We start from the raw sequence: 18,521 nt of genomic DNA on the forward strand, positions 1-18,521 counted from the left end.
GGCGGCGTGGACAAATTAGCGATGTCTGGCGAATAGGTCTCGCTGGGCTTGATTGACCGAGCGATCATCCCAATCGATTTCGCGCTTCGACGGCGGGATATGGTCCCGTCGATGTTCATTGTCGTAGAATAGCGTCCCATGGATTCCGAGCGCATCACGCTTCAGGATCGGGCGGTTCCAAAGCGGTTTCAGCACGGAACCTGCGACCTCGTCGCCAAGCCGTTCGATTAAGTCTTCGACCAGTTCCATGTCTCGTCCGTCCGGGAAGATGGCAACGAACTCTTCCTCTGTTGCCTGAAACACGCTGAAAGTGGCGTTTGCAGCACCGTCGATGATCTGGATATTTTTCATGAAGAATTTTCTGGCACGACACAGCAATGGTGGCAATCGGACCTGATTGACTTGAGCCAAAAGCATTGATTCAAGACTGCTTTTTGGAGGCAGACTTGAGCAGAGGCGACCTGAGCGAAGCAGAATGGCGTGTTTTGAAAGGCTTGCTCCCGATCGAAGCGTCGAACCGAGGTCGAGGCCGACCTCCTGAAGAGAACCGCTCGATCATTAATGGGATACTGTGGCGACTTCGCTGCGGCGCTCCGTGGCGCGACGTGCCGTCCAAATATGGCAACTGGAACACGATCTATCGGCGGTTCCGACGTTGGAGCGAAGCCGGGATCTGGGAAATGGTGGCTGTGACGCTGGCCGAGATCATGGCAGACAGCGGTCACTACAGCATCGACAGCACCACGGTTCGCGCCCACGTCTCGGCAGCGGGCGGAAAAGGGGGGCTCATCGACGCGCTCTTGGCCGCTCGCGGGGCGGGTTCACCAGTAAGCTTCACTGCCTGGCTGATGCTCTCGGACGACCGCTCGCCTTCCATCTGACAGGCGGTGAGTCAGCAGATTGCAAGGCGTATGATGCGTTGATCGATTTGCCCGAACGCGTGCCAGACGCACTGCTCGCAGACAAGGGCTACGATGCCGATGCGATCCGTTCTGACCTTGCCGCACGCAACATCGAGGCCGTAATTCCGGGACGGTCCAACCGACGCGTGAAAATCGAGCACAACCGCACCCTCTACAAACAGCGCAACCGCATTGAGCGCATGTTCGGTCATCTCAAAGTCAATGTAAGCATCCGGCGTGGGCCGCATGCGGGATAGGCTGAAGCGTCAGGCGCCGGCGCGCGACTTCCGGTCTTTGTGGATTTCGATGAGCTCGACGAGAGTTTCGATGCCGAAGTCGGTGAATGCGAGAACGCCGTCGTCTCCGATGCCGTAGACCCAGATGACGCCGTCCTCGGTGTCCATTTCGAGAGCGACGTCGTGGATGAAGTCGACGCTCTCGCCGAGGCGTTCTGCGACGCGCTCGACGGTCGTGACGTGATCGACCTTGTTGACGTGCATGCTCAGGCCGCCAGCGCCGACGCGCGCGGAGCCGACGCTCGCCAGTTCCACGGCAGCAGTTCATCGAGCCGATGCGCTGGATGTCCGGCGATGCGCGAGAGAACGTCGGCGAGCCAGGCCTGCGGATCGACGCCGTTCATCTTGGCCGTGATGATGAGGCTGTACATCGCGGCGGCGCGCTGGCCGCCGCGGTCGGAACCGCAGAACAACCAGCTTTTCCGGCCAAGGGCGATGCCTCTCAGGCCTCGTTCGGCGGCATTGTTCGATAAGCATACGCGTCCGTCATCGAGGAACCGCGTGAAGGCCGGCCACCTCTTCAGCATGTACTGGATCGCCTTGGCGAGATCGTGCCCGCGCGAGAGTTTGGCGAGTTGCTCGCGCAGATAGACTTCCAGCGCATCGACGAGCGGGCGGCTCGACGCGCGCCGGACGGCGAGACGTTCCCCGGCGCTCTTGCCGTTGATCGACCGCTCGATCGCAAACAGCGCGTCGATCCGGCGCACGATCTCGACGGCGATCGGAGAGAGCGGGATTTCCTTTTTCCCCGCGGCCTTGCGCCGCGCATTCTCGTCGACATCCGCCATGGCGAAGAACGGGCGCCGCGCATGGACCCAGCACGCGGCCTCGCGGATCGGGCCGGGCTTGCGCTCCGCCAGATACAGCCGGTTATAGCCGTCGTAGGCGTCCGCTTGCAGGATGCCGGAATACCCCGACAAGTGAGTCTGCGGATGTTCCCCGCGACGATCACGCGAATAATAAAAGATCGCGGCCGGCGGCCCGGCTCCGCCGAAAGGCGCGTCGTCGCGAACATAGACCCAGCACCGGCCGGCAGCGGTCTTGCCCTTCGCCAGCACGGGCACGGTGGTGTCGTCCCCATGAAGCCGCTCCGCCGCCAGAACATGCGCCTCGACGAGGCGCCGCAGCGGATCGAGCGCCGCACACACGGAGCCGACCGCGTCGGCCATGGTCGACAGCGCGATCGGCGCGCCTTCGAGAGCATAGCGCTCGGCTTGGCGGTTGAGCGGCTGATGCTGGCCGAACTTCTCGAACACGATCATCGCCAGCAGGCTCGGACCCGCCCAGCCGCGCGCGACGACATGGAACGGCGCCGGCGCCTGGGTGATCTTCTCGCAGTCGCGGCAGGTGAACTTTTCCCGCACGGTCTCGACGACCTTCCACTGACGCGGCGTCGTCTCGAGCGTCCGCGTCACATCCTCGCCGAGCTTGCGCAACCGCGCGCCGCCGCAGCAGTCGCAAGTCGCCGGAGCTTCGATTACGACCCGCTCGCGCGGCAGATGCTCGGGAAAGGTGTCGCGCTCCTGCGGCCGCTTGCGCTCGAAGCTGGCGACCGTCGTCGTTTTGGCGACGGCGCGCTCCGCCGCGAGCTCGTCCTCGGTTGCGCTCGCCTCCAGCTCTTCGAGTTCGAGCGACAACTGATCGAGCAGCCGCGCCGAGCGCTCCGACTTCTGCCCGTAGATCTGCCGTTGCAATTTGGCGATCTGGAGCTTTTGCGCCGCGATCAGCGCCATGTCTTCCGACGCCTTTGCAAGCGCGACGGCGAGCTGCGCCTTCAGCACGGCGTTTTCGTCGAGAAGGGCTTGGTTCACGGCGTCCATGAGGCGAAGTGAATCACAGATCGCGCGATTTGCGGCGCCCCAAAATGCAGTCGACCCCAGCTTTTTCTCACCCCGCGCTTTGCGGCCTGTAGGTGAGTTGCGGATTCCGCCAGTCGATCCCTTCGAGCATATAGGCCATCTGAGCGGCCGAAATCGCCACCGCGCCCGCCGTCGCCGAGGGCCAGATGAACTTTCCGCGGTCGAGCCGCTTGGCGTAGAGCGACAGGCCGATCCCGTCGTGCCAGAGGATTTTGGCGAGATCACCGCGACGCCCACGGAAAATGTACAGGTCGCCCGCGTGCGGGTCGCGCTTCAACTGTTCTTGCACCTGAAGCGCCAGCCCCTGCATGCCGCGCCGCATGTCTGTGTGGCCGGTCGCGATCCACACTCGGCAGCCCGCCGGCAACGGGATCATCGGCGCAGCGTCTTCACGACCCGCGACAGCGCGGCTGCCTCGACGTCTGCCCACACGATGATCCGATCACCCTCGGCCAGCACGATCTCCATCTGGCCGGTCGACCCTGGAGCGGAATATTCCGTCGCCGCGTCCGGCGTGATCGTTACGGGCAGGATCGGCGCGAGTTCCTGCGGCGCGGTCGGGACGACGCCGAACTGCCGACGCCAGGTGAAGAGCTGGTTGGTGTTGAGGTCGTGCCGCCGCGCGACCTCGGCGATCGAAGCTCCCTCCTCGAGGCTCTCGTCGACGATCCGGCGCTTCTCATCCATAGCCCATGATCGACGCTTGCGCTCGAGCGCCGGAGGACCATCATCGTTGCGCGACATAGGCGATAGTGTCCGCTTGTAACTGAAGTGGACACGATCATCGCGCCACCCGTCAGGCAGCTATCTCAAAAACCGAGGTCACCGCCAGGCGGCCGCCGCCGGAGGGATACAAGTCAATCGCGCCATTGCTACCCGCTACGACCAGCTCCCCGAAACCTTTCTCGGCATGGTCAACATCGCCACGGCCAGATACTGGCTCAAATTTGTCCACGCCGCCTAGGAAGCGAAACCGACGCTTGATTCCCGAAACCTTCAGTATCGGAATTGCAGACCCAATGAGATCGATCGCGGCTCGCCCCTGAACAGCGCGCCATTCGACGTAAAGTTCGCCCGATCCATCAGATTGGACGCATTGACCTCAAGCTTCATCTTATCATTGACGCGACAGCTCAGCGACGCCCCGAGCATTCGCTGCGACGCCACGGTAAATCCATATGCGTTCGGAAGAGTGGCCTGAGCACGGCTGGCGTAATAATAGCTGGCTCCGATCGCGAGGCCGGCAAACGGACCAAAATCGAAATCGTAGTTCGCAGAAACGCTATACACGCGTCGCGGCGCCCCCAGAAGATCGCTCCCCAGCTGGGACCGAGAATTCGAGTCCTTCGACACCACCGCGTGGACGAAGGTCGCCGCCCCTTCGATGCGTAGATTCGGAATCAATTCGGCGCTGGCATTCAATTCCACACCGTGACTGTGCTGCTGCCCCGTGACGATCGAGTAAAATCCCGACGGATTAGCCGGATCGACAATCGCGACATGGTCGCGAGTGACATCGAATAGGCCAATTCCGAATACGAGATTATGATCTGGAAACCCCTGCTTCAGTCCGAGCTCGTATTGTGTATCTCGTTGCGGAGCGGGCGCATCACCCCCCCGCAGACGAACGCCCGTATTCGGAATGAGAGATTGTCCGAATGCCACGAATAGATGCGTACTGCTCCAAGGACGATAGAGAATCCCGCCTCTGGGCGAAAAATAACCATTTATTCCCTTGCTCAATCCAATGGTCGGCTCGCCCGCCAGAACGCCGAAAGGATCAAACATTCGTTCTCGCTGGCTCAGAAGATCATAGCGGCCGCCGACCATCAGTCGCCAGTGATCATCGAAATCGATCATATCCTGCCCGAACACGGATTGGCTCCATGCACGCGCGACGCCATTGGCCCAGTACGCTCCGTCATAATTCACGGCGACAGGATAGATCGGGCGAAAGATATCAATCGGGGCGAGCGCCTCCCGGCCGATCTTGTGATCGTAGGCATAAAAATAGTCCCAGTGCTCTGCGCCGACAGACACTGAATGTCGCCAGGAGCCTGTCCAGAAATCGCCATCCAAACCGACCTGCGCAGCGAAGCTACGTATGGAATAATGAGTCCGCGCCGGCTGTCCCAACGTGAGAGACCGCGAGCCATCATAGCCCCACCCCAGGAACCAACCGTAGCGCGTCGATCGAAGGTAATAGTCTAAATTCACACGACCGCGCCAATGTTCGTTGAACGAGTGTTCGAAAGACGCTGCTATGTCATCGTAGAATGGGGTCTCATTTTCGTTGGCCGGCACACCGCCGTAAAACTCGCGCGGAACGTGGAAAAAAGACGGATCCGCGGGGACGCCATCACGATAGACGAGCCTCGACGCGTTGTGCTCTGCACGCAGGCTCCATCGATCGCCCCTCTCATCGGTGAATGCCACTTTCGGCGCAATATCGAATCCGCGCGACCGCACGAAGTCAACGAAACTGTCCGTCGACTGCACCGAGCCTGTCACCCGAAGCAACAGCTTCTTATCATTGTTGAGCGGCGCATTGCCGTCGAGAGTCAGACGCCGAAGCCCAAATGATCCGACCGATATATTCCCCGCCGTGAAGGCCTCTTCTGTCGGAGCCTTCGTGATATAATTGGCCACTCCCCCGTACCCGCCGACGGCCTTTCCATACAACATCGAGCTCGGTCCTTTGTAGAACTCCACATGGTCAACCGTCGAAAGATCCACCTCCTGAGAGGTGAATCCATGCGACGTGCCGTCGAACAACGCTAGTCCGTTTGGAAAGCCCCTCATAACGAAATTCGGTGAGTAACCGGAGTCTGAAGATGGACCGTTGATAAACACTCCCGCCGTGTCCTTGCCGAGATCTCGCGCATGGACAGACTTCTCGCTTCCGGGCGAACCGCGCAGCTGCTCCCTCCGATCTGCAGTCGCGCGATCGCCAGAATCCTGCTCCGCCATCACGCTTCCGACGAACATCGTTTGTGTGATTATGATCACTATGTTGCGGACGACCCGAGATCGCAGCTCGTCGGAACTCATGTAAGATACTCGCCCTGCTCATCGAATGCGCGACGACGATAGCCGATTGGGGGTCAGATCCGCACGTGCATCGGCAAAGTGTCGAGAGATGCGAGATCCCGTGACCTCAACGACGACAACGGCAATGAGACGACCGGCGCCGGACGGAATAAGCGGTGCTTCGTCGTCTTGGGAGGAAATAGACGTCCCTGGCGCGCCCGCGCGATGATATCTTCTGGAAAGGCGCTATGGCCCTCTCTCATGCTGATGACAGAAACCATGTCATAAGACAGCATGAGGCACGGCACGACTGTCAGAGCCATCGTCAATGCGGCGGCTCGCCGATGATGCCCATCCATTACCACCAGGCTATCTCGATCGACGTATAAGAGCGTCGTCCAAACGCCTTCCTGCGCGATCGATTTCCTGAGCTCGACGACATTGTCGTCGACAGTCTCTTCGTGCGGAAGAAGCCGCGCTGGATTTATGAACTCAGGCCTGAACTCGTTCATCTCAAGCATCCCGCAGAAGCCAAGAAAATCGCCGATGCTCTTCGACCTCGACGTCGAAGATCCGCGCGATGACGCGGCGCCTACGGCTCCAATTCGCCCAATCTAAGCACAGCAGTCTCGAACGGATGATGTCCGTCGCTCGCGCTATCGAATTGGAAAACATGCGTTCGCCGCGCTCGCGGAGGCAGCAGCATATCCGTCAGCTCCTCCCAGACGCTCGGCTCATCCAGCGCATGGGCTCGAATCCAACTGTCGTCGAACACCGTATTCAAATATTTCTCTCCGCCGTCGCACACTATCGCGACGATCAGCTTTCCCTCAGAAAGCTGCCTCGCCCGTCGCAAGGCGCGATAGATCACGCCACCTGCCGATCCACCCACGAGAAGCGCATGATGGCGAGCGAGATATCGCGCCGTTCCGAAGGCTTGTGCGTCGGAGACTTTTTCTCCTTCGTCGATCACATTGTAGTCGATGACCGCGCCGATTTCCGCTCCTGCCGGTGTCCCTGTGCCTGACTGATGGTACGGCGCTCCGACGCCGCCGAAAATGACGGATCCCTGGGGCTCCACGCCGACGACCACGAGTTCTGGAATCCGCGTCTTCAGCGCGCGAGCCGTTCCGCACAGAGAGCCCCCCGTTCCCACAGCTCCGAAAAGGTGTGTAACGTCCGACCCTAAATTCGCAAAGACCTCGTCGGCGAGCTCCCGATAGCCGTTGGCGTTGGCCGGATTATTATGTTGATGCGTCCAATAGGCGCCGGTCTCGATCGAGATCCGCTCCGCCATAGCATCGCGATCCGCTGTCGCCAGTCCCCCATTGTCGTCACCCACATAAACGAGCTCCGCGCCAAATGCTTGCATCGCGCGCAATTTATCGACGCTCGCGTGACGATCCACGACCGCCGTGAACTGGTAGCCGCGCTCCGCGGCGATGAGCGCCAAGCCCATCCCGGTGTTCCCGGACGTCGACTCTACAATCCTACCGCCGGGACGAAGCTTTCCTGACGCTTCTGCTTCGTCGATCATTCGACGCGCCATGCGGATCTTCGCTGAACCCGTCGGATTGAACTGTTCGAGCTTCAGCAGGAGACGCGCTCCCGAGCCCTTCAACGGCATTTCGAGGAGCGGCGATCTCCCCACGAGTTCAGAGATGAATGAGTTGATAAGACAATCGCTATGGTACGACAACATGGCAGCCTCGATGTTCATATCAAATCGATCAAACCTTTTCGCCGATGAATTCGACGGCTGCGGTCTTGTCGTGCTCCCAAGAAAGCTGCGGGATACGCGCTGTCGCTCTAGCGAGCGCCTCTAAGAACATGTCATTGTCTCCACGTTCGCCGATCGTCACACGCACGAAAGACTCGAAGCCGATCTCCCTCCAACCTTTCACAATTACTCCATCCTTCAGGAGCTCCCTCGTGACGAGATCAGACGGTCGTCCGGTATCAACGAAAAGAAAATTGGCGAGCGATGGCGCTACGACGAACCCTGCCTCGCGCAGACGACAATTCAGATAGTGTCGCTCCGCGTCGATGAGATCGATGGTTCTCCGCAAATGCTGTTCGTCTTCGAGCGCCGCGATCGCGGCCCTTTGCGCGAGATGATTGACGTTGTACGGCGTGCGAACGCGGTCCAGCGCGTCGACGACGCTCGAATGAGAGGCGACTCCGTAGCCGACGCGCAACCCCGCCAGTCCATATGCCTTCGAGAAGGTCCTGAGAACCATCCAGGCTCGCGATTGCGCTCGCAGCTCTTCTAGAGCATCGGGAAAGGAAAGAGAGCCTTTGGCAAATTCGAAATAGGCTTCGTCGATCACCAAGAAGACGTCTCTCGCGGCGGAATTCATAACGAAGCGGAACTCGTCCTTCGTGAGCGCAGCACCGAGCGGGTTCGACGGATTGCAAAGCATGATCATCTTTGTCGGTGAGGAGAGCGCGCGCTCCCATGCCGAGGCGTCGAACGAAAAGTCGTGCCTGGGCCGAACTTTGTCGACATACGCGCCCATCATCATCGGAAAAATTTCATGCAAGCCGAAACGGGGCGTCTGCGTGACGACGCGATCACCGGGACTGAGAAAGGCTTGGCAGAGCAACTCCAAAATATTTTCAGAGCCATTTCCGATAATGATGCGATCCTTAGGGACATCGAGCCGAGCGGCCAAAGCCCTCCGCAGCGAATTCGCTGCCGGATCCGGATATTTCCCGCAATCGCATATTTCCTCCGCGAGCGCCGCCATCGCCAATGGGGATATTCCCAAAGGATTCTCGTTGTTCGATAACTTCGTGACTTTCGATACGCCGGACTCGGCCTTCACCGCAGTCGGGTCGGCCCCCGGATCGTAAGGGGGAAGCGCCGTGACCTCGGGGCGCAGGAGCGATTTGCACAAATCAGAAACAATGGCATTCCGCATCTCGGATCTCCTCTCGTTTACGACGCTTGAACATTCGCGTTACAACAGGTCCGATTCATCAATTCGGCGACGCGCTTTTCGAACAAGATCACCAGGAGCAAGGTAGTGGCGGCAAGTCCGATGGTCAGGCCGATCCACACGCCGTAGACTCCGTAGCCGGCCGACACCCCGAGCGCATAGGCGCTGGGCAGGCCCACGAGCCAATAGCCGATCAGCGAAATTTGAAAGGGACCGGCCGTATCTCCTGCTCCGCGCAAGATGCCGCCGCCGATATTCTGACCAGCATCGAAGATCTGCAGCACCGCGGCGATGCTGAGACCCGCGATGATCAACGCCACAGTGTTTCCATCCTGCGCCATATCTGCGGAAATGAAGACCAAGGCAATGCGTTCCGGGACCATCATAAAGACCACGCCGATGATACACATCATCAGCACCCCGATGCCCAAACCGAGATAGCCGAGTCGTCTCGCTCTGGAGAACTCAGTCACGCCGCACGCCTCACTTATGTGAACCGACGCCGAATGCGATATTCCGGCGGAAATCATGAAGACGATGTAGACGATCTGGTTGATGACCGTTTGAGCGGCGAGCGCCTGTACTCCCATTGAACCGATCAGCAATGTCACCACGCTAAAAAAGCCGGCTTCCGAAGCGTAGGTTCCCGCGATCGGCAAACCCATCCGCCACACGGAGGCAATTGCCCCGGCGCTCGGCAACGACCATCTTAGCCTCATATGGGCTGACAACATTCGATCCTTGCCGATGACGCCGACGAACATCAAAAACGAAAGGTAGAAGACTATCGTCGTCGTCACCGCAACGCCGACGAATCCGAGCGCCGGAAGGCCGAAACGCCCATAAACGAAACCGTAGTTAAGGCCCATTGTGAGACCGATCGAAACGATAGTGATCATGAGAAGAGGCCCTGGCCGCTTTAGACCGACCGTGAAGTGCCTCAGGGTCTGAAACCACAGACACGGAAGCAGCCCCAGAGCCCCTATGCGCAGATAGTCCATGGCTTGCGCCACAACGAAAGGATCCTGTCCGAGCCATGTGAGCGGCCGATCAAGCAAAAGAAAGACGAAAACGAACGTGAGCCCGGCCACGGTGGCCCAAAATAGGCCCGCCTTGAACAGATCTTGGACAGCGACTTCGTCTCCTCGGGAGTTCGCTTCCGCGACCAGATTGCTCACCCCCGTGACGAGGCCGGTCCCGGTCGTTCGGAACTGATTGAACAACGCGATGGCAAGGCCTCCCGCGGCGACGTCCTTCGCGCCGAGAGTGCCGAGCACGACGATATCGATCGTCGTCAGCGCGACATACGCGAAATTCGTGAGGATCAACGGCCAGGATAAAAGAATGATCTGCACGGCCTCCTTCTTCCATGAAGAGGAAGCCTCCGTGCGGGATATCACCATAGCTTTACCCTCTCTCCGAGATCTTGCGCCAGCGCGCGGTCAGCGAGATACCGCCCCAGCGCCACATCTGTGACCACCATCCCGCTGTTGTACGCAAAGACGACATCTCGGTCCGAACGCCGAGCCATCGCCCTGCCGAGCAAGATGTCCGGCAGTTCAGCATCTACGGTTGGGATCTCGCCGTTGGGACCTGCGAGATCGTTGCAGGTCACGAGCATTTGGGAGGTATCGGTCGCGATACGAAAGTCGGCGCCATGGAACACGTCTGCATCGACTCCATATCCGAGCAGAACTGCGACCGCGCCGGGCTTCATCCATCCGTGCCGAACAAATTGCTTCGATGAAAGTCCAGCGGCGCCGACGACAATGTCGGCGTGCCTGGCTGCTTCCTCCAAATCGGAGACGAATTCGACCGTTTGTCCAGGATAGCGTTTCTCGACGTTTTCGCGCGCGACGTGCAGGCCCGCTTGGTGGGTTCCGAAGATCTGCAGCCGGCTCAACCCCGGGATTGCCGCGACAAGCATCGGCAGGGCGATTTGCCCCTGTACGCCGGAACCGACGACGAGCGCGTTTGCCGCGCACGGATGCGCCGCTCTCGCCATGAGAGCCGATGTCGCCGATGTTCTGAGCGGACCGAGTTCGACGACGTCCAGCATCGCGATAGGCATGCCGGTCAGATCGTCACACAAGAAAATGAAAGAGTGGAAGCGATAGGCGTTCTTAGTCCGCTCAGGGTCGAATTCGTATACGACTTTGAAGCCAACCGTCTTGCTCGCGCCGTCGCGGCCGACCATCGAGTATCCGAGAGATCGCTTGTCCCGTGGCTGCACGATCGTCTTCAATGGATTTTCCGAGTCGCCAGTTCGCAACGCGATGAAGGCGTTCTCGACGACCCGGATTACCTCACAATAGTCGATTTCCAGTCGCCCAAGCGTCGCTTGAGAGAGAACCGGCAAGGCCCCGTCTGTAATTTGTCGAATGCCGTCGCTCATTTTCGCACTCCAATCATCGTTCAGGCGAGGCCGTCTAGCCGCCATCGAATGCGCTCATGTTCGAATTCGAGCACGACCTTGTGAGGCAGCTTTGCTTCGTGAAAAGGCGATTCGTTGGAATCCATCTGATATCCCGCGGTATTGAGATAAACGATGAGGTCGCCGACGCCGATCTCTCGATCAAACCGGATCTTCCGCCACGTCAGCATATCGGATTCGAGACAAGTCGCGCCGCCGATGCAGGCGGCAAACTCTCTTCGCGGCCGCGGATGCGAGGAGATCAATATGGGGTCAGGCAAATATTCGCTGTTGAACCATTGCTCCGACAAATTGAAACTAGAGCCCTCGACAGTGACGATCGCATACCCACTGGTCGCAGTCCTGTCTTTCACACCTTGCACGCGGAAGGCCGTCATTCCGGCTTGGTCGAGCAGGGCTCTCCCGGGTTCGACCACGAGCTTCATCTCGCGTCGACGGAATTTCTCCCCCAGAGTGATCGCGCCATCGAGGCAAAATCCCAAAATATCGGCGAGCGCCTGGGCTTTGGCCCTGGCGCCGCCATAGGGGTAAAATCCACCGAAGGTTTTCGACGCGTGATAATTTCGCGGTGAGTCGAGACACTGGAATGCCTCCCAGTCTTCAGGTTCGACATAACGGATCGGAAGGCCTCCTCCTATGTCGACGCTACGGCATTCCTTCAGTCCCATGGCCCTTGCCCGATCGCACAAATCGATCAGCGCGCTCGCGGCTCTGGCTCGCTCTCCAATGCAATAGCCCGAGAGATGAAAGGAGAGTCCCAGCAGGCGCACTCGGTCCGGCTCGCTCAAACAGGTGGTGAAGGCGACGTCGATTTCGGGGAACGAAAGGCCAAAGCGGCTGCTGCTCTGATTGTCGGTCTGGCATCTGAGGACGATGTGAAGCTGTCGGCCGCATTCGCGCGCGACCACGATCGCATGGTTGAGCTCTCCGAGGCTGTCGATCGCGATCATGCACCCGTGGGATGATGCGATAGAGAGCAGCTTTCGCGACTTCGGCGGGCCAGATACGCCGATCAGAGTTCCTGGAACTCCAGCGGCGAGAGCTTTTTCGAGTTCGCCGAGGCTCGCCACATCCATCCCGACGGCGGCGTCCATGCATCGTTCGGCGAAGCAGGCCGCCTTATTCGCCTTCTTGGCGAAGAGGATCATCGTGTCGATTCCGGACTTATCCGCCGCTCCTTTGAGCTCGGATATGTTTTCTGCGAAGATCTGGGGGAACACGAAATGCAGCGGCGAACCGATGCCATCGACGAGCTCTTTTATGAGCGTCGTGTGATGATCCAGCAGCGAGCGTGTGAATCTATTTGTGATTGCTGGCAATCGAGGATCGAAGCGACATGCCTCGGCCAAAAGCTCATTGCGAACAGAAAGGTGCATCGTCTCCGCTCCTTCCACGTCATATTTGCGCTCAGAACAAAATGGTTCACATCGCGAAGCTCAGGCGTGCGTTCGCTTTTCGTGTACAAAAGAAATCGTCTCTCGCAATCGACGCTCGCGTCGAGCATGTTGCTTCCTGAGCCAGATGACCAGACCCGACAGTGCGAGAGTGGGCACCACGACTCCGAGCGCGCAGACAAAAAACCGGTATGGCAGCCCGAACACATTGGCCATGTGCAACGCGTAGAGCCAGCTCGTGATCGTGTTTCCCATATACCTACCGGTCGGGAGCGAGAACGCAACCAATTCTCCTGTCGCGCCATCGGCAATCACTTCGGTCACGCCGCGTCGATCCTGGATGTCACGAGACGAGCGGAACTGGAGGCTGAAGACGTTGCCGTCGCTCGAATAGCGCATTGAGGTTGGCTCGAACGCCTCAGTGTCGAAGCTACGCGACTGCTCGATAGCGAGGCGACGCAGGGCCGCCTCCGCCGCGCTCCATGATAGACGGCGATCGGAAGAGACTCTCTTTTCGAGCGCCTCCCAGGTGGGATGGTAATCAAACAGTCGACGAGTGACCTGGAAATAGACGGTGTCTCCGAAATTCATATAGACACCCGACCATGCGAAGATGAGCAGAGCGGCCCAGAGCCATAGTCCTCCGGCCCTGTGAGTGTCGAAAGCTATTCGATAGGCGCCCCCTCGCCATTTGACACGCCAGGACTGTCGCCAATCGTACATAGCCGAGATCGCGTGGCGTATGCCGCCTCCCCACATGGAGGCTGGAAACGTCAGATAAAGCCCGATGAAGCAATCCAATGTCCATCCCAAAGCCACCAAGCCGAGCGCCCAACCTCCAAGTCGGCCGAGCGCGAGTTCATAGTGAAGCCGATAGATGAAGGGCATCAGATTGACGCGCCCTTGTCTGATGTTTCCCCATTCGTAGCGGCCGAGCTCGGAGCCGGTGTAGGGATCGAGCAGCAGTGTGTCGAAGTCGCTCTCTTTCGAAGATGCATCAGCGGCGAGCGCTCGCGGCCGCATGCGAATTTCGGCGCGCTCCGGCTCGCGCAGATAGACCGAATTCGCCTCCATGTCGGGGACGATCGTCCCAGCCCGATCGACGAGTTCCGCTATCTGCAGACGAGCAACCCCGGGACGAGGCGCAGGGTAGAGGCTCGGATTGAGTAGTCGATCGAGCTCGGAGTAAAAGGCGAGCAGCCCCCCTGTCAGGCCGACTATGACCAGAAAGACCGTCATCGCCAATCCCGCCCAGCGGTGCGCAACCACGATTTTAGGGCGAAGACGCATTGTTCCTCTCCAAGCTCGAAATACATCGCCGAACCAGGCGCGAGAAGCTAGAAGTCGACCCGCAGAGAACCCATGACCACGCGCGGGGCCGCGGGCATGTTGCTCCAGCGCGAGCGCATGAAAAAATATTTTTCGTCCGTGACGTTCTGCACGTTGAGGCGCGCTGTCAGAAATGCGCCCGCGAGTTCGAACTTGTAAGCTGCCGCGAGATCGAGCCGGGCGTAGCCGTCGTCGAAATAGCTGTTCGCCGCGTCGCCCCAGCGGGAACTCCCCGCATAGACGCCGCCGGCGAGGCTCAATCCGCGCAGGGGTTCGTCGTCGAAGGAATATTTGAGCCACAGGCTGCCCTGATGGCGCGGCGCGTTCGGCAATTCGTTGCCGACATTGCCATTGTTGTCGACGGTGATGCGCGTGCCGGTGAACGCATAGCTGCCGATCAGATCGAGGCCGGGCGCGATCCGCCCCTGCGCATCGAACTCGAGTCCGCGCGACCTGGCTTCGCCGATGGCGATCGTGAGCGCAGGATTGTCGGGCGACGGCGTTGGAATATTACGCTTAGCGAGATCGAAGAGCGCGAGCGACGCCTGCAAGGCGCCATCCAGCATCTCGGCCTTCAGACCGAGCTCGAACTGCCGCGATTCCTCGGGCCGGGAAAGCGTGCTCGGCTCGTAGAGAAAGGCTGGGCCGAAGGATTCTGAATAGCTGCCGAACGCAGACAGCCAGGGGACGAGCTTGTAGGCGATGCCGAAGCGCGGGCTCCACTTGCTGTCGCGGCGTCCGTTGTAGGAGAGCGGCGACGAATAGGAATAGACGAGTCGTCGCTCGATCTCCTCGTAACGCAATGCGAGCAGCAGAGAGAGGGCGTCGGTCACTTTGATCTGATCCTGAATATAGCCGCCAATGGATTTGTCATCTTGGCGCACGACGAAGGCCGGCGGATCGAGATCGAAGACAGAAGGATTCGTGAAAGATAGCCACGTCCGGTAGGAGTAGATATCGATCGTGTCGACATAATCCTCGATGAAGGCGGCACGGCCACGCATCGCGGAATATTGTCCGCCAATGCGCAGAAAATGCTCGAATGGCCCAGTGTCGAACTTGCCGGAGACTTCGGCCCAGCCGGTTTTCGTCTCATAGCGCTCCGGCCCGAACCACGTCAGGCGGTCGGCGAAGGAGTCGCCCGGCTGCAGTCTATTGGCCCAGACATAGTACTGCCGATAATCCTTTCGATTGGTGAACCAGAGCACTCCAGCCGCGATTTTCCAATCGCCGATCCGATGCTCCGCGTTGAGATCGAACAATGTGTTGCGATGACGATCGAAGAGCCCGCCCTGGCTGAGATTGCGCTCGACCGGAAGATCGGCGATGCGGGTTCCGACCGCCGGCAGTCCCTGATCGTAGTTCAGGCGCGAATTGTCGATCTCGGCGTTGAAGTTGATCCGCGTCGAAGGCAGGATTTGCCAGCGCAGAGCCGGCGCTAGAAAATAGGCGCTCACATCGGTGAGCTCGCGAAAGCCGCCGCTCGAGAGATAGGATCCGTCGAAGCGGTAGGTGAGATTTCCCTCGGCGTCGAGCGCCCCGGTCGTTCCAGCTTCTGTGCGATAATGGCCATAGGAGCCGATGCGCTGCTCGACGTAATGGGAGCGGACGGCGGAGGGTTCCTTGGTGACGACATTGATGACGCCGCCCGGATCGGTCATCCCATATTGCGCGGCGGAAGGGCCTTTGAGCACTTCGACGCGGTCGGTGTTCGCTGGCTGGAAGCGCTTGAAAGGAACTTGCACGCCATTCCGATAGCTGGAGAAGCTCTGCTCGAAACCGCGGACGACGAAATGCTCATAGGCCCCGCCGAGCGTGTAGACGCTCTGCACGCCGCTGACGTTGCGCAGCACATCGCCGAGACTCTCCGACTGGGTGTCCTTGATGATGGCCGAGGAAACGACCTTGGTCGAGACAGGCGTTCGAAGTTGCGGCAGCGCCGATCTCGAAACAGTTGCGTCGTCCGGCGCTCGATAGTCTCCATGAGACTGTTCGCCAGAATGCGACGTCCCCGCGGCTCGCCGCGTCGGAGATTGCTCCGGCGTCGCCGCGCCGATATCGATCTCTGGGAGTTGCGTCGCGCCGGAAGGAGAGGCGTCGTTCAACACCTCCCGCGACTGCGCCAGAACGATCGAGACGATATTGCTGTTCGGTTCGATTTGATAGGTGAGGCCAGTCCCTTCCAAAAGCTCCCTCAACGCCTCATCGAGCGTTCGCTTGCCGAGGACGCCGCGAGTTCTCAAATTTCGGGTCACGGCCGCGCGGTAAATGAGCTGGGCGCCGCTCTCATCGGCGAGCATATTTAGCCCGTCGGCAATCGAACCGGCCGGTATCTGATAGACTTGCGGGGCTATGTTCGCTCGAGCCGGAGTGACGTCGACCGCGAGCGCGGACGCGCCCGTCAGGAAGAGACCAACCGCTGTCACACTTGCCGGATTGAGTCCTATGAGTGTGACATTCCCTGATTTCGACATTCCGCATTCTCCTCGAGCGCGAGGCCCTAATTTGTAAGACGCGGAGGATCGAAAAACAGGAGTCGGGAAGCGCAAATAAACAGAGCTGTGGCAATTATATCACATCAACACGATCAAATAGTCCGACAGATGCAGGGCCCGCAGTCCGAGATGGGCTTCGATGGCGCGAAGCGCTTCCATCGGGCGATCGGTCCGAAAGACTCCCGTCACACGCAGATCGCGGATCGCGGGACTCGCCATGAACACCACGCCGCGATGAAAGCGGCCCAGCGTCGCGAGCACATCTCCTAGAGGCTTGTCCTTGAAAATGAGTTTTCCGCGACGCCAAGATGTGACGCGTTCGACATCCACCTCATATGAATCGCAGGCAGGAAATCCCGGCGCATAGGCCGTTTGGCGGCCGGCGTCGACGACGACTTTGCCGCCCTCGCCCGTCACCTCGACACGGTTCTCCGTGACCGTGACTTCCGTGCGCTCTTTGTTTATCGAAACGTCGAACGCCGTTCCGAGCGCCTTGACCTCGCCTCCTGCTGCTTCGACGACGAAGGGGCGGCTCGCGTCTTTTTCGACTTCGAACCAAGCTTCGCCTGCGAGCAATACGAGCCGCCGCCTGTCGCCCGAATAATCGAATTTCAAGGCGGAATTCGCGTTCAAATGGGCGCGCGAGCCGTCTGGCAAGACGACGGTTCTGAACTCGCTGGTCCATGTCCGGACATTTGCGCGCCACCAAATCCACAGATCTCCCACAAAGATGGTCACGGTCGCCGCAGTCAACGCTCCGAAGATCGCCGCCGAATACAAGCCGCGCCGCCGCTTCGGTCGGCGTTTCGAGGCGACATAGGCGCGCACGGAAGATTTCGGCAACGACTGCCAGGAGCCCCAAAAATCACACGCCTCCTCCAAGGCCGCCTCATTCCCTGGATCGCGTGCGAGCCATGCTCGAAACGCCGCCAGCTCGGAGGGAGACAAGCCACCCGCGTCGAGTCGAACCCACCAACGGATCGCCGCAGCGATCCGATCCGCCCGCTCTCGATCGTCTGGCGCGGTCTTCTCTGGCATAATTCTCCTGTTTCACATTCCGGCGGCGGAAATCCGGTCTCAAGTCGGTCGGGCCGCACGCTCGGCTATATCATAAGACGTGGGGCGGCCCGAAAACAGGAGTCGGTCCCGTCGCATTGTCCTATTCGAGCGTCTCCTTGAGCTTCGCAACCGCGGTCCGCAGATGCTTCTCGACCATATTTCGTGAGATGCCCAGCCGCCGAGCGATCTCTTCCTGATGCAGATCGTCGAAGCGGCGCATCATGAAGACCTCGCGACAACGGGGCGACAAGGTATCGAGCGCTTCGAAGAAACGAGCCGCCGTCTGCTCCGCTTCAATTCTCGCGCTTGGAGACGGCGTAGGATCGTGGACCTCGCCAATCGAATCATCGTCGACGATGAATTTGCTTTCCTTGCGTTTCCGGCGCACGTGGTCTCGGGCGAGATTGACGGCCGTGGTGCGGAGGAGAGCCTGCGGCTCCGCGACTGTTTCGCGCTCGGCATGACGCAGGACACGCAAAATCGCCTCCTGCGCCAAGTCGGAAGCCTCGTCCGCGCCCACCTTCCGCGTCAGAAAACGCAGAGTTTCGCACGCATAACGCACGATCAATTCGCGCAACAAATCTGATGCTTGAACGGACATAACGGAAGTCCATGGCGATTTCGACCGATCCGCTCTGCTCCAATTTCAGGAATCGGGAGAACGCGGATGTCGAGAGTGGCTCGGAAATTCGAGCGCCTCGGAGTTGAAGCTCCAAGTGCTGCGAACGCTAGACGATTAGCGCTCGAAATCCGGGCGGCGCTCGGGACGACCAAGACGTCT

At 59.6% G+C, this 18,521-nt stretch carries 16 protein-coding genes and 1 pseudogene; 1 reads left to right on the plus strand and 16 read right to left on the minus strand.

Annotated features, from left to right (window positions below):
• Positions 1-15 precede the first annotated feature (15 nt).
• Positions 16-351, minus strand: coding sequence for a hypothetical protein (locus FMZ75_RS12730; protein ID WP_166143243.1), 336 nt, complete (start codon positions 349-351; stop codon positions 16-18).
• A 143-nt stretch (positions 352-494) separates the two neighbouring features.
• Here FMZ75_RS12730 and FMZ75_RS12735 point away from each other — a divergent pair.
• Positions 495-1,159, plus strand: a pseudogene (locus FMZ75_RS12735) (IS5 family transposase).
• A gap of 9 nt (positions 1,160-1,168) precedes the next feature.
• Here the strand turns inward: FMZ75_RS12735 and FMZ75_RS12740 are convergent.
• The 15 genes from FMZ75_RS12740 to FMZ75_RS12810 all read right to left on the minus strand — a co-directional run bounded on the left by FMZ75_RS12740 (position 1,169) and on the right by FMZ75_RS12810 (position 18,341).
• On the minus strand, positions 1,169-1,402 hold the full coding sequence (locus tag FMZ75_RS12740; RefSeq protein WP_166143245.1) for a hypothetical protein: 234 nt from the start codon (positions 1,400-1,402) through the stop codon (positions 1,169-1,171).
• 2 nt (positions 1,403-1,404) lie between these two features.
• Positions 1,405-3,018, minus strand: coding sequence for an IS66 family transposase (locus tag FMZ75_RS12745; RefSeq protein WP_166143247.1), 1,614 nt, complete (start codon positions 3,016-3,018; stop codon positions 1,405-1,407).
• Positions 3,019-3,085: 67 nt separating this feature from the next.
• Entirely contained in the window at positions 3,086-3,433 is a 348-nt protein-coding gene (tnpB, locus tag FMZ75_RS12750) for an IS66 family insertion sequence element accessory protein TnpB (protein WP_166143249.1), read from the minus strand.
• Positions 3,430-3,801: a transposase gene (locus tag FMZ75_RS12755; protein ID WP_255461808.1), complete on the minus strand. Its 372-nt coding sequence runs from the start codon at positions 3,799-3,801 to the stop codon at positions 3,430-3,432. Before FMZ75_RS12755 ends, tnpB begins: the two co-directional genes overlap by 4 nt.
• A gap of 252 nt (positions 3,802-4,053) precedes the next feature.
• On the minus strand, positions 4,054-6,108 hold the full coding sequence (locus FMZ75_RS12760) for a TonB-dependent siderophore receptor (RefSeq protein WP_246728941.1): 2,055 nt from the start codon (positions 6,106-6,108) through the stop codon (positions 4,054-4,056).
• Between the two features lie 53 nt (positions 6,109-6,161).
• The gene (locus FMZ75_RS12765; RefSeq protein WP_166143251.1) at positions 6,162-6,599 is read right to left on the minus strand and encodes a ParB N-terminal domain-containing protein; all 438 of its coding nucleotides are present in this window, start codon (positions 6,597-6,599) and stop codon (positions 6,162-6,164) included.
• 80 nt (positions 6,600-6,679) lie between these two features.
• Positions 6,680-7,807, minus strand: a complete 1,128-nt coding sequence (locus FMZ75_RS12770; protein WP_207783421.1) for a PLP-dependent cysteine synthase family protein — start codon at positions 7,805-7,807, stop codon at positions 6,680-6,682.
• Between the two features lie 10 nt (positions 7,808-7,817).
• The gene (hisC, locus tag FMZ75_RS12775; RefSeq protein ID WP_166143253.1) at positions 7,818-9,011 is read right to left on the minus strand and encodes a histidinol-phosphate transaminase; all 1,194 of its coding nucleotides are present in this window, start codon (positions 9,009-9,011) and stop codon (positions 7,818-7,820) included.
• Between the two features lie 17 nt (positions 9,012-9,028).
• On the minus strand, positions 9,029-10,384 hold the full coding sequence (locus FMZ75_RS12780; protein ID WP_207783422.1) for an MATE family efflux transporter: 1,356 nt from the start codon (positions 10,382-10,384) through the stop codon (positions 9,029-9,031).
• Positions 10,385-10,425: 41 nt separating this feature from the next.
• Complete coding sequence (locus tag FMZ75_RS12785; protein ID WP_166143257.1) at positions 10,426-11,424, minus strand: ornithine cyclodeaminase; 999 nt, start codon at positions 11,422-11,424, stop codon at positions 10,426-10,428.
• 20 nt (positions 11,425-11,444) lie between these two features.
• The gene (locus FMZ75_RS12790) at positions 11,445-12,857 is read right to left on the minus strand and encodes an alanine racemase (protein WP_207783423.1); all 1,413 of its coding nucleotides are present in this window, start codon (positions 12,855-12,857) and stop codon (positions 11,445-11,447) included.
• A 42-nt stretch (positions 12,858-12,899) separates the two neighbouring features.
• A complete protein-coding gene (locus FMZ75_RS12795; RefSeq protein WP_166143259.1) occupies positions 12,900-14,147 on the minus strand; it encodes a PepSY domain-containing protein in 1,248 nt (415 codons plus the stop codon).
• Positions 14,148-14,194: 47 nt separating this feature from the next.
• Positions 14,195-16,660, minus strand: coding sequence for a TonB-dependent siderophore receptor (locus tag FMZ75_RS12800; RefSeq protein ID WP_370464715.1), 2,466 nt, complete (start codon positions 16,658-16,660; stop codon positions 14,195-14,197).
• A gap of 99 nt (positions 16,661-16,759) precedes the next feature.
• Positions 16,760-17,719, minus strand: coding sequence for a FecR family protein (locus FMZ75_RS12805; RefSeq protein WP_166143262.1), 960 nt, complete (start codon positions 17,717-17,719; stop codon positions 16,760-16,762).
• Between the two features lie 121 nt (positions 17,720-17,840).
• Positions 17,841-18,341, minus strand: a complete 501-nt coding sequence (locus FMZ75_RS12810) for an RNA polymerase sigma factor (RefSeq protein WP_166143264.1) — start codon at positions 18,339-18,341, stop codon at positions 17,841-17,843.
• Positions 18,342-18,521: the final 180 nt, after the last annotated feature.

It is taken from the genome of Methylosinus sp. RM1 (assembly GCF_011378635.1).
Taxonomy (GTDB): domain Bacteria; phylum Pseudomonadota; class Alphaproteobacteria; order Rhizobiales; family Beijerinckiaceae; genus Methylosinus; species Methylosinus sporium.